At 68.0% G+C, this 11,484-nt stretch carries 8 protein-coding genes and 1 pseudogene; 5 read left to right on the top strand and 4 right to left on the bottom strand.

What is annotated here, in order from left to right:
- Nucleotides 1-385 precede the first annotated feature (385 nt).
- Nucleotides 386-1,240 carry an RNA ligase family protein gene (locus ACF8ML_RS21150; RefSeq protein WP_392407876.1) on the top strand — a complete coding sequence of 285 codons (855 nt, stop codon included), beginning with the start codon at nucleotides 386-388 and terminating at the stop codon, nucleotides 1,238-1,240.
- A 35-nt stretch (nucleotides 1,241-1,275) separates the two neighbouring features.
- Complete coding sequence (locus ACF8ML_RS21155; protein WP_392407877.1) at nucleotides 1,276-2,421, top strand: AAA family ATPase; 1,146 nt, start codon at nucleotides 1,276-1,278, stop codon at nucleotides 2,419-2,421.
- Between the two features lie 27 nt (nucleotides 2,422-2,448).
- On the opposite strand, the gene ACF8ML_RS21160 is transcribed toward ACF8ML_RS21155, so the two are convergent.
- Both ACF8ML_RS21160 and ACF8ML_RS21165 read right to left on the bottom strand, forming a co-directional pair.
- Nucleotides 2,449-3,195: a Fic family protein gene (locus tag ACF8ML_RS21160; RefSeq protein WP_212646552.1), complete on the bottom strand. Its 747-nt coding sequence runs from the start codon at nucleotides 3,193-3,195 to the stop codon at nucleotides 2,449-2,451.
- Complete coding sequence (locus ACF8ML_RS21165) at nucleotides 3,143-3,850, bottom strand: hypothetical protein (RefSeq protein WP_392407878.1); 708 nt, start codon at nucleotides 3,848-3,850, stop codon at nucleotides 3,143-3,145. Before ACF8ML_RS21165 ends, ACF8ML_RS21160 begins: the two co-directional genes overlap by 53 nt.
- A 279-nt stretch (nucleotides 3,851-4,129) precedes the next feature.
- Between ACF8ML_RS21165 and ACF8ML_RS21170 the strand changes: the two genes are divergently transcribed.
- Nucleotides 4,130-4,861 carry an ABC transporter substrate-binding protein gene (locus ACF8ML_RS21170; protein WP_392407880.1) on the top strand — a complete coding sequence of 244 codons (732 nt, stop codon included), beginning with the start codon at nucleotides 4,130-4,132 and terminating at the stop codon, nucleotides 4,859-4,861.
- Between the two features lie 3 nt (nucleotides 4,862-4,864).
- Here ACF8ML_RS21170 and ACF8ML_RS21175 read toward each other — a convergent pair whose 3' ends face one another.
- Nucleotides 4,865-6,031 carry a metallophosphoesterase gene (locus tag ACF8ML_RS21175; RefSeq protein ID WP_392407881.1) on the bottom strand — a complete coding sequence of 389 codons (1,167 nt, stop codon included), beginning with the start codon at nucleotides 6,029-6,031 and terminating at the stop codon, nucleotides 4,865-4,867.
- Nucleotides 6,032-6,245: 214 nt separating this feature from the next.
- Between ACF8ML_RS21175 and hrpA the strand changes: the two genes are divergently transcribed.
- Nucleotides 6,246-10,334: an ATP-dependent RNA helicase HrpA gene (hrpA, locus tag ACF8ML_RS21180; protein ID WP_392407882.1), complete on the top strand. Its 4,089-nt coding sequence runs from the start codon at nucleotides 6,246-6,248 to the stop codon at nucleotides 10,332-10,334.
- A 266-nt stretch (nucleotides 10,335-10,600) separates the two neighbouring features.
- The gene (locus ACF8ML_RS21185) at nucleotides 10,601-11,251 is read left to right on the top strand and encodes a cysteine hydrolase family protein (RefSeq protein WP_046984302.1); all 651 of its coding nucleotides are present in this window, start codon (nucleotides 10,601-10,603) and stop codon (nucleotides 11,249-11,251) included.
- Nucleotides 11,252-11,280: 29 nt separating this feature from the next.
- Here ACF8ML_RS21185 and ACF8ML_RS21190 read toward each other — a convergent pair.
- Nucleotides 11,281-11,484, bottom strand: a pseudogene (locus ACF8ML_RS21190) (right-handed parallel beta-helix repeat-containing protein); the annotation flags it as partial.

Below are 11,484 nucleotides of genomic sequence, written 5' to 3' on the forward strand. Positions count from 1 at the left end.
CGCAGCCGCTTGTGCCTGCGGGGCAACGGGCGATAGACTCGCACCCCTCCCATCCACCCTCACCCTTTCGAGGTGCACCATGCCCCGCCGCACAGCTTCCTGCTGAACGACTTCGTCACACGCTGATCCTGGCCTTGCCCCGGATGTCTTTTGCGTGTGCGCTGCGGTGCGTGGCCTTTTGAGGGCTTGCGGCTGATCGTCCGGTTTGCGGACGGCGCCGACAGTCCTGCCATCTTCCCCTTCGACAGCCTGCCGGCCCGGCCACCACGGGCCAGGCCGCGCTGTCGCTGCATCCCCTGCATTGCGGCGCCTGGCGTCGTCGTCGGCTTTTCCCGCTCCACGGCATGTCGCCGTGGGGTGTTGCATCGCTTTTGGAAAGCACGACATGACCCCATCCATTTCTCCAGGCCCTCGTTTTCTTTCGAGCATCGAGATCCTCAAGTACCCCCGTACGCCGCACCTGCGCGGCTCGCGCCTGCAGGCCGGCGACCAGGACGACGCCGTGCCCTATGAGCGGCTGGCCGGCCGGCACATCGTCGTCGAGGAAAAGCTCGACGGCGCCAACGCCGCGCTGAGCTTTGCCGGCGACGGCCAGCTGCTGCTGCAGTCGCGCGGCCACTACCTGGACAGCGAGCGGCCCGGCGGGCGCGAGCGCCAGTTCAACCTCTTCAAGCAATGGGCCCAGGCCCACGAGGGCGCGCTGCTGTCCCTGCTGGACGACCGCTACCAGGTGTTCGGCGAGTGGATGTATGCCAAGCACTCGCTGTTCTACGACGCGCTGCCGCACTGGTTCTGCGAGTTCGACATCTGGGACCGCTCGGCGCAGTGCTTCCTGGACACGCCGCGCCGCCATGCCCTGCTGGCCGGCGTGCCCGTGGTCTCGGTGCCTGTGCTCTACAGCGGGGTGGCGCCCCGGCGCATGCAGGACCTGCTGGCGCTGCTGGCCCCCTCGCTGGGCCGCAGCGCGCGCTGGCGCCAGGCCTTCGAGCAGGTGGTGGCCCGCCAGAAGCTGGACCTGCCGCTGTGCTGGCGGCAGACCGACGGCTCCGAGTTGGCCGAAGGCCTCTACCTCAAGGTGGAGGAGGACGGCCAGACCGTGGCGCGCTACAAGTTCGTGCGGCCGGACTTCGTGCAGGTCATCCTCGACTCGGGCTCGCACCACAGCGAGCGGCCCATCGTCCCCAACGGGCTGCGCGAAGGCGCAGACATCTTTGCGGCCGATATTTCAAAAAGCTGGTGAGGCCTGCAGCGCAGACCCATCGCAAGGAGATTTCCATGACGAACTGGAAACAGATCCAGTCCCTGGTGCCGCAGCCCGGCGCCGACCCCGACTTCGCGGCCTGCCTGGCCGCCTTCCCCCAGCTGGAGCAGGCCAAAACCACGCCGCAGGACCCCGTCTATCACGGCGAAGGCGATGTCTGGACGCACACGCAGATGGTGGTACGCGAGCTGCTGGCCGACCCCGGCCATGCGGCACTCACCGCCACCGAGCGCGAGACGGTCTTCCTGGCCGCGCTGCTGCACGACGTGGCCAAGTGCTCGACCACCGTGGTGGGCGAGGACGGCCGCATCGGCCAGCCCGGCCACTCGCGCCGGGGTGCGCTGGATGCGCGGCTCATGCTGTGGGAAGCCGGCGCGCCCGTGGACCAGCGCGAGGCCATCTGCCGGCTGATCGCCGTGCACCAGGTGCCGTTCTTCGCCTTTGCCGATTCGCGGCGCGGCCTCTCGCCCGAGTTCATCGTGCGCGAGCTGTCCTGGCAGGTGGACCTGCACCTGCTCACCCTGCTGGCGCGGGCCGACATGCGCGGGCGCATCTGCCCGGACATTGCGTCCGTGCTGGTCAACATCGAGCTGGTGCGCGAGTTCGCGCTGGAAGAGGGCTGCCTGCGCACGCCACGCCGCTTTGCCTCGGCCGAGACGGCGGTGCGCTACTTCCGCGGCGCGCAGCTGCATCCCGACTATGCGCTGCACGCGCAGGCCGGCTCGCGCGCCATCGTCATGTGCGGCCTGCCGGCCAGCGGCAAGAACACCTGGGTGGCCGCCCACCATGGCGAACTGCCCGTGGTCTCCTTCGACGATGCGCGTACGGAGTTGGGCCTGCGCCACGGCCAGAACGAGGGCGCGGCCGCCCACCACGCCGTGGACAAGGCCAAGGCCCTGCTGCGCGCGGGCCAGCCCTTCGTCTGGAACGCCACCCACCTGTCGCGCCAGATGCGCGGCAAGACCGTGGACCTGTGCCTGGCCTACGGCGCCCGCGTGGAACTCGTGCACCTGGAAGCCAGCCGCCCGACCCTGCTGGCCCGCAACCGCGCGCGCGACACCACGCTGACCAACGCGGCCCTGCTCGGCCTGCTGCAGCGCTGGGATGTGCCTTTGCCTACCGAGGCGCATGCGCTGTCGTTGCTGGTCAATGAGGGGTAGGGGAGGGGGAGGGTTGCTGTACCGCTGTCAAGCGGCATGCTCGCCGCGTGCGCGCTTCATCTCCAGATAGGACTGGGCTGCTTCCTGGTCTTCGGCCCGGTATGCCACGTTCATGTCCGGGCGATGCACGTCATCGCCCGGACCCTTCAGCCCTGGCAATGCCCGCAGATGATCAAGCAAGGTGGTCTGCGTGTTGGCAGAGGTGATCAAGGGGCGCAGATAGGCATCGAGGTGTCTGCCTTGCGGGTTCTGGATCTCCTGGGTCAGTGCCTTCAGATAAGCCTCCTTGTTGGAGGCCAGCCAGTCGATGGCAAAGCCCGCGCGGTGGCACAGCTCGGCATGGATCAGCAGCATGCTGCGTCCATTTCCGTCGAGAAAGGGATGACCCCAGGCAAACGCGCCCATGACAGCACCAGGTTTGTCGCGCAGGGTGCCTGCATCGTTGCCCATGTCCAGGCCCCATTCGACGGCGCGCTGGCACAGCTCTGACACTTCGAATTGCAGGCCTGCACCCCTGCCGACGAGCCGGCCCACGCCCAGCGCACGCCTGTCCTGGCCGGCCCAGGGGTAGAAGTCGGAAAACAGGATGGCGTGAACGCGCAAAAAATCGCGGTAGCCAATCCGGCCCCGGATGCTTGCCAGAAAGGCAAGTGCTTCTTCCAGGTTGGCCTCGAAAAAGAGGTGTTCCTGGATCTTGACCTCACGGGCGTCTTTCAGTCCTTCAATGTTGCGCAGGTAGCCCGCGCTTTCGAAGTCCCCGAACGGATCGAACATCCTGCACCTCCCTCATGTGATTGGTCATCAGCCTGGCAAGCTGCCGGCCATTGATGACATGTTTTTTCTTCAAGGCCACGAGCAGCTTGCCCGTGCTGTCGAGCTCCACTTCATCTCCTGCAGCGCGTGTGACTGCCTGTGCATAGTCGTCCAGTCCGGTACGCTGGTGTTGGATGTGGTGCGTGCGGGCCAGCCGCTCGACAAACTGGCGTACACCTTTGGTGGGCAGGGCGTTCACGTCTGCGGGCAAGGTTTCGCCGGGGTCATCAGGTGCCGAGGGATTGCGGACATAGCGCACGGCGACATCGCCCAGATTCAGCCTGCGTGAGATGCGCTGGCTGCCTGCATCGATCAGCAGCGTGGCCTGGCCCGCCTCGTTGACCAGATCCACGCTGCGAAACCTGATTCCCAGTCTGTCCAGCACCTCCCTGACCAGCTCATCGCTGGGGGCGAGCAACTGCGGATCGCCGCTGGCATCGGGCCTTGCCTTGGCATAGATGCCGGCGCCCAGGCGGATCAGGCGGCCGTCCGAGACCAAGTCATGCAAGGCCTCGCTGAGGTGGGAAGCGCTTGCCAATCTGGTCAGATCACGCCGGAGCACGATGTTGCCGGAGCGCTTGCTCAGCGATATCTGAAGTTTGCTGTCCAGGTTCATTCTCTGCCTCAGACGATCTCTACATGGTCTGATTTTAAGGTGTTGTTTTTTCCTTTTATAACAATGGGTTGTGTGCGGATTTCATGCCGCTTGACCAGCAGGGATTGCGATGAAGTCCAACCCCAATTCCAGTGCTGGACGCAATGGCAATCCAAGACCCAATACCGGCAAGCCATGCTCGCTGGTGAGATGACACCCGGACCTTGCACCGGCCGTGTGCGCAGACAATGAAGGTTTGAAGACCGCCGCCCCTTCTGTCTGCCACTTCGAAAGCCATCCATGAACCATTCCTCCCAACTGCTGTCCACCCTCGCGCCGCTTGGCCGCATCCGCGCATCCATCAACACCGGCAATCCCATTCTTGCGCGGCTGGATGCCGACGGCCGGCCTGCGGGCGTGTCCATCGACCTGGCCCGGCGCCTTGCGCAGCAGCTGGGGCTGGAGCTGGAACTGGTGGTCTTCGACACGGCCGCCAAGTCGGTGGATGCCGTCACGCGCGAGGAGGCCGACTTCGGCTTCTTTGCCGTGGACCCCGTGCGTGGCGCGGGCATCGGCTTCACGGCACCCTATGTGCTGATCGAGGGCAGCTACCTGGTGCGCCAGGATTCGCCGCTGACCGACAACGCCCAGGTGGACCGGGCCGGGCACATGGTCGTGGTCGGCAAGGGCAGCGCCTATGACCTGTACCTGAGCCGCGAGCTCAAGCATGCGCAGATAGAGCGCGCCGTGTCCTCGCCCGCCGTGGTGCAGACCTTTGTGGAATCGACGGCCGACGTGGCCGCCGGCGTCAAGCAGCAATTGGAGGCCGATGCCGCCCGCCTGCCCGGCCTGCGCCTGCTGCCGGGCCGCTTCATGGTGATCCAGCAGGCCATGGGCCTGCCCAAGGGGCGGGGCGATGAGGCCCTGCGCGTGCTGGCGGCCTTTGTGGAAGAGGCCAAGGCCTCGGGCTTTGTGGCCGAGGCACTGCAGCGCCACGGCATCCAGGGCGCAGCGGTTGCGCCTGCGGCCTGAAGGTCAGGCCCCGCGCAGCACCAGCAGGTCGATGCTGGCCGGCACGCCCAGGCGCACGGCAAAGCCGGCCCACAGGCCTGCGCCGGCGCTGACGAAGAGCTTCATGGCGCCGACCTCGTACTCGCCGCGCACAAAGCCGTCATTGGCGGGCGCCACCAGCCATTGGTCCATGCCCAGGATCAGGCCGCCGTGCGTATGGCCCGACAGCTGCAGGCCCACGCCGTGGGCCGCGTTGTCGCGGGCGGTCTTGGGCTGGTGGGCCAGCAGCAGGTGGTATTGCGCACCGGCCTCTTTGGCCTGGCGGGCCACGGTGTCGATGTCAGGCGGCACGCCTTCGGGCACGGACGGGTCGGTGTTCTGGCGCGACAGGCGGCCATAGGCCGGATCGCCGATGCCCGACAGCGCCAGGCGCGCGCCCTGCACATCGATCAGCTGCATGCGGTTTTCCAGCAGGTTCAGGCCCAGGCGGCGGAATTCGGCCATCCAGGCGTCGTAGCCGCTGTAGTACTCATGGTTGCCGGGCGCCGCCCAGACGCCGTGGCGTGCCTTGAGCTGCGCCAGCGGCGCGATGTTGGCGCGGCCGCTGTCCACGTCGCCGTCCACCATGTCGCCGGGCAGCACGATGAGGTCGGGGCGCGCGCCCAGCGTGCGGTCCACGATGGTCTGCACATAGCGCGCGTCGTTGATGGGGCTGGCGTGGATGTCGGCCAGCACGGCCACGCGCAGGCCTTCCAGGCCTGTGGGCAGGCCGGGCAGGCGCAGCGTGCGCTCGTGCACCTCGGGCGGGCGCAGCGCATTGGCCACGCCCCAGGCCGACAGCAGGCCTGCCAGGGCCAGGGCGCCGGCCGTGAGCAGCGGCGCGTGCAGGCGCCGCTTCCAGTCCTCGCGCCGGCTCACTGCGGCCAGAGCCCAGAGGCCGTCGCGCAGCACGATGAAGACGGCCAGCATCAGCAGCAGGGCCAGCACCCAGCCGCCCGGCACCTGCAGATAGGCCAGCGTGCGGTACTCGACCGTGCCCTCGCGCAGCAGTACCAGCAGCAGGGCGGGCGTGCAGCCCAGGGCCGCCGTGGCGACGGCCGCCATCAGGCGTGCGCGGCGCGGCATCAGGCGGACGGGCCACCACAGCCACAGGGCCAATAGCGGGATGACGAGGGCGGCAAGAGTAACCATGGGGAGCAGATCGAGGAAGGCGGGTGAGGCGGCCAGCGCCGGGAGCGGGCGGCAAGGCGAGCGCCGATTGTGCGCAATGCCTTGCATGCCGCTGGCCTGACTTGGCGAAGGCCCTGGCATGCGGGGGTTTTCATGCGGGCGGCACAGGGCCGGCGTATGGAAATCTGCAGCCGCGTGGCGCCGCCGGCATGGCGCGGGGATAATCCAGCCCCTTATGCCTTTGAAGATCAGCTTCCCTGAATCCCTGCCCGTATCCGCCCGCCGTGAGGAAATCATGGAGGCCATGGACCGGCACCAGGTCATCATCGTGTGCGGCGAGACGGGCTCGGGCAAGACCACGCAGCTGCCCAAGATCGCGCTGGCGCTGGGCCGGGGCAAGGTCAACGCCACGCCCGACGACAAGGGCCAGGTGCGCGGCCACCTGATCGGCCACACGCAGCCGCGCCGCATTGCCGCCAGCTCGGTGGCCAAGCGCATTGCCGAGGAGCTGAACACGCCGCTGGGCGATGTGGTGGGCTACAAGGTGCGCTTCCAGGACCGGCTGTCCAAGGACGCCTCGGTCAAGCTGATGACGGACGGCATCCTGCTGGCCGAGACGCAGACCGACCCGCTGCTCAAGGCCTACGACACACTGATCATCGACGAGGCCCACGAGCGCAGCCTCAACATCGACTTCCTGCTGGGCTACATCAAGCAGATCCTGCCCCGGCGCCCCGACCTCAAGGTGGTGGTGACATCGGCCACCATCGATGCCGACCGGTTCTCCAGGCATTTCGAAGGCCCCAAGGGGCCTGCGCCGGTGATCATGGTCTCGGGCCGCACCTACCCCGTGGAGATGCGCTGGCGCCCGTTCGAGGAAAAGCGCGACCATGACCTCAACGACGCCATCGCCGAAGGCGTGGACGAGCTGTGGGCCGGCGGCGCGGGTGGCGACATCCTGGTCTTCCTGCCCGGCGAGCGCGAGATCCGCGAGGCGGCCGACCACCTGCGCAAGCACCTGGCACAGCAGCCCGTGCTGCGCCATGCCGAGGTGCTGCCGCTGTTCTCGCGCCTGTCGCAGGCCGAGCAGGACCGCATCTTCGACAGCCACACGGGCCGGCGCATCGTGCTGGCCACCAACGTGGCCGAGACCTCGCTGACCGTGCCCGGCATCCGCTATGTGATCGATGCGGGGACGGCGCGCGTCAAGCGCTATTCCTTCCGCAGCAAGGTCGAGCAGTTGCTGGTCGAGCCCATCAGCCAGGCGGCCGCCAACCAGCGCGCCGGCCGCTGCGGCCGCGTGGCCAACGGCATCTGCATCCGCCTGTACGACGAGGCGGACTTCGGCACGCGCGCGCGCTTCACCGACCCTGAAATCCTGCGCTCCTCGCTGGCCGGCGTCATCCTGCGCATGAAGTCGCTGGGCCTGGGCGACGTGGTGAACTTTCCCTTCCTCGAAGCGCCCTCGGGCCGTGCCATTGCCGACGGCTACCAGCTGCTGGGCGAGCTGGGCGCCGTGGACGAGCGCGGCGAGCTGCTGCCCATGGGCCGCGAGCTGTCGCGCCTGCCGCTGGACCCGCGCGTGGGCCGCATGATCCTGGAGGCGCGCACGCGCGGCGCCGTGGCCGAGGTGCTGGTCATCGCCTCGGCCCTGTCCGTGCAGGACGTGCGCGACCGGCCGCTGGAGGCCCAGCAGCAGGCCGACCAGCAGCACGCCAAGTTCGACGACGAGAAAAGCGAATTCAGCGGCTACCTGCGCCTGTGGAAATGGCTGCAGGATGCGCGCGGCGGCAAGGTGGTGGCCAAGAGCCGCAAGGAAATGGCCACGGCCCAGCCGCCTGCCGCCAAGCCGTCGGCGCGCAATGCCGCCTTCCTGCCCGTGGCCCAGCGCAGCGGCGGGCAGAGCGTGGCCGCCCCGGCGGCCGAGGCGTTGGCGGCCTTCCATCCGCAGGACACCGGTCCCGGCACGGATGACGAGCCCTCGCACAAGCTCAGCAACCGCCAGTGGGAGCAGCTGCTGCGCCAGAACTTCATCAACATCCGCCGCGTGCGCGAATGGCGCGACATCCACTCGCAGCTGCTGACCGTGGTCAACGAGCACAAGTGGAAGATCAACACCGAGCCCGCGGGCTACGACGCCGTGCACCTGTCCATGCTGTCCGGCCTGCTGGGCAACCTGGGCTACAAGGGCGATGAAAGCGACGCCTACCTGGGCGCGCGCGGCATCCGCTTCCATCCGCACCCGGGCGCCCACCTGTCCAAGAAGCCGGGGCGCTGGATCGTTGCGGCCGAGCTGGTGGAAACCTCGCGCCTGTACGGCCGGGGCATCGCCGCCATCGATCCGCAGTGGCTGGAGGAAGTCGGCGCCCACCTGCTCAAGAAGCAACTGCTCGATCCGCACTGGTCCAAGAACCAGGCCGACGTGGTGGCGCTGGAGCGCGCCACGCTCTACGGCCTGGTGGTCTACAACGGCCGACGCATGAGCTATGGACGCATCGATCCGCAGTCCGCGCGCGAGATCTTCATCCGCCAGGCCCTGGTGGAGGGCCAGTGGGACACGCGCTGGCACTTCCTGCCCGCCAACCTCAAGCTGGTGCGCAAGGTCGAGGAGCTGGAGCACAAGAGCCGCCGCCAGGACGTGCTGGTCGATGACGAACTGATCTACGCCTTCTACGACCAGCAGATCCCCAAGGACGTGTTCAGCGGCGCCACCTTCGACCATTGGTTCCGCGAGGCGGCCAAGGAAAACGCCGACCTGCTGCGCCTGTCGCGCGACGAACTGATGCGCCACGAGGCGGCCGGCATCACCACCCAGGCCTTTCCCAAGGTGGTCAAGCTCGGCGGCGTGGACTGCACGGCCAGCTACCTGCACAGCCCCGGCGACGCGCGCGACGGCATCACCGTCACCGTGCCGCTGTTCGTGCTCAACCAGGTCAGCGACGAGCGCGTGGAATGGCTGGTGCCCGGCATGCTCAAGGACAAGCTCCAGGCCCTGCTCAAGAGCCTGCCGCAGCGCCCGCGCAGCCGCTTCGTGCCCCTGCCCGAAAGCGCTCAGCGCCTGGCCGAACTCTTCACCACGCCCGAGCGCTGGGGCCAGGGATCGCTGATCGATGCCCTGCTCAAGCAGGTGCGCGACGAGACCTCGCTGGACGTCAAGCGTGCCGACTTCAAGCTGGACATGCTCAGCCCGCACCTGTTCATGAACTTCCGCATCACGGACGAGCATGGACGCCAGCTGGGCCAGGGCCGCAACCTGGGCGCGCTCAAGGCCGAACTGGGCGCCAAGGCGCGCGGCGCCTTCCAGGCGCTGGCCGCGCTGAAGGTGGCTTCGGTCACCGAGGCTGCGGCCCCACCTGCCGCCGCGTCCGAAGCCGGCAAGAAGGCGGAATCTGGCGCCAGGCCGGACAAGACAGCAAAGCCTGAAAAGGCGGACCAGGCCAAGCCCGCCAGCAACGCCAGGCCCAGCCAGCCCGCCGACAGCCGCTACAAGGAATGGAGCTTTGGCGAGCTGCCCGAGCTGATGGAGATCGGCCGGGGCGGGCAGACGCTGATCGGCTTCCCTGCGCTGATCGACCACGGCGATGCCGTCGGCATCGAGGTCTTCGACGAGCCCGAGGTCGCGGCCGCGCGCCACCGCGTGGGCCTGCGCCGCCTGTTCGCGCTGCAGATCCGCGATGCGCTCAAGTACCTGGAAAAGAACATTCCAGACCTGCAGAAGATGGCCGTCGCCTACATGCCGCTGGGCACGCAGGAGGAACTGCGCGAGCAGATCATCGACGTGGCCATAGACCGCGCCTTCCTGCAGGAGCCGCTGCCCACCAACGACGCGCAGTTCAAGCAGCGCGTGCAGGACGGGCGCGGCCGGCTGACGCTGATCGCCAACGAGGTGGCGCGCATGGCCTCCACCATCCTGGTCGAGTACGCGGCGGCCCAGCGCAAGATCAAGGACACCAAGAATGCGCCCGACGCCACGGCCGACGCCGCCCAGCAACTGCAGCGCCTGGTGCCCAAGAACTTCATCGCGGCCGCGCCCTGGACCCAGCTGCAGCACTACGCGCGCTACCTCAAGGCCATCACCAGCCGGCTGGACAAGTACCGCGCCGACCCTGCGCGCGACGCCAGCCGCCTGGCCGAGCTGCGCCCGCTGGAGCAGCGCTACTGGCGCCTGGTGGCCGAGCGCAAGGGCCACATCGATGCGCGCATGCAGGAGTACCGCTGGATGCTGGAGGAGCTGCGCGTGAGCTTCTTCGCCCAGGAGCTGCGCACGCCTTACCCGGTCAGCATCAAGCGGCTGGACAAGGTCTGGCAGCAGCTGCAGAACTAGCGCCGTGCCGGCCTGCGGCCCTTCCGTGATCGGGAGGGCCGCAGGCCATGGTTCAACGCGGCATCGCCACCTTCACCGGCACGCAGCCGGTTGGAGCGATGCAAGGCCCAAGGCCGTATGCGCCATCACAGAGATGGGGCATTTTTCAAAGCACGGGCGATCTGTGCAGAACCTGCACAGATGCTGGCCGCTCCATGGCGTTGCGGCGGGCCCTGTGCGTTTCTAGACTGCAGGCATCAACCACTTCCCGTTTTCAGGAGCACTGCATGTCCCTCGCAGAACAGGCCAGCCAGGCCACCCAATCCACCAGCCATCCCACCCTCCGCGCCCTGTCAGGCGCGCCGGGGCGCAGCCAGTTGCCACGGGGTGCCACGGCGCTGCTGGTCATCGACTTCCAGAACGAGTACTTCAGCGGCCGCCTGCCCATCCCGCGCGGCCCGCAGGTCCTGGAGCAGGCCCGGCGCCTGCTGCAATGGGCCGATGCCGGGCAGGTTGCCGTGTTCCACATCCAGCACATTGCCCCGGAAGGTGCACCCGTGTTCGCCGTCAATGGCAGCACCGTCCAGTTCCACCCCGGCCTGCAGCCGCGCGCGGGCGACACCGTGGTGCAAAAGCGCAGCGTCAGCGCCTTCGTCGGCACCGACCTGGCCGACCAGCTGCGCGCGCGTGGCATCACCACCGTGGTCATCTGCGGCCTCATGACGCACGCCTGCGTGGCCGGCGCCGCACGCGATGCCGCGCCGCTGGGCTTCGAGGTCGTCGTGGCCAGCGACGCCGTGGCCACACGTGCCATCACGCGCAGCAATGGCGAATCCGTGGACGCCGACAGCCTGCACCGTGCCGCGCTGGCCGAGATCGAGGATGTGTTCGGCGATGTCATGCCCACCGCGCATGTGGTGCAGCTGCCCCTGCGCTGAGCCTGCAGGCAGGGCCCGCGCATCGTCTCCTAGCGAGAATCCACGGCGTTGCCGTACTCCGTCGTGGTACTGGCCGCATCCTTGCGCACCGGCACGGCGATCTGCTCGAACACATTGCCTTCGATCACCACGCCCCTGGACTCCAGCAGGTTGATGCCTGCCTGGGGTTCCTCTTCCTTCTTCCTGAACAGCCCGCTGCGCTTCACGATGAAGCGGTTGTTGCGGATGATGGA

Source organism: Delftia sp. WSY_10 (assembly GCF_043104705.1).
Taxonomy (GTDB): Bacteria; Pseudomonadota; Gammaproteobacteria; order Burkholderiales; family Burkholderiaceae_C; genus Comamonas; species Comamonas tsuruhatensis.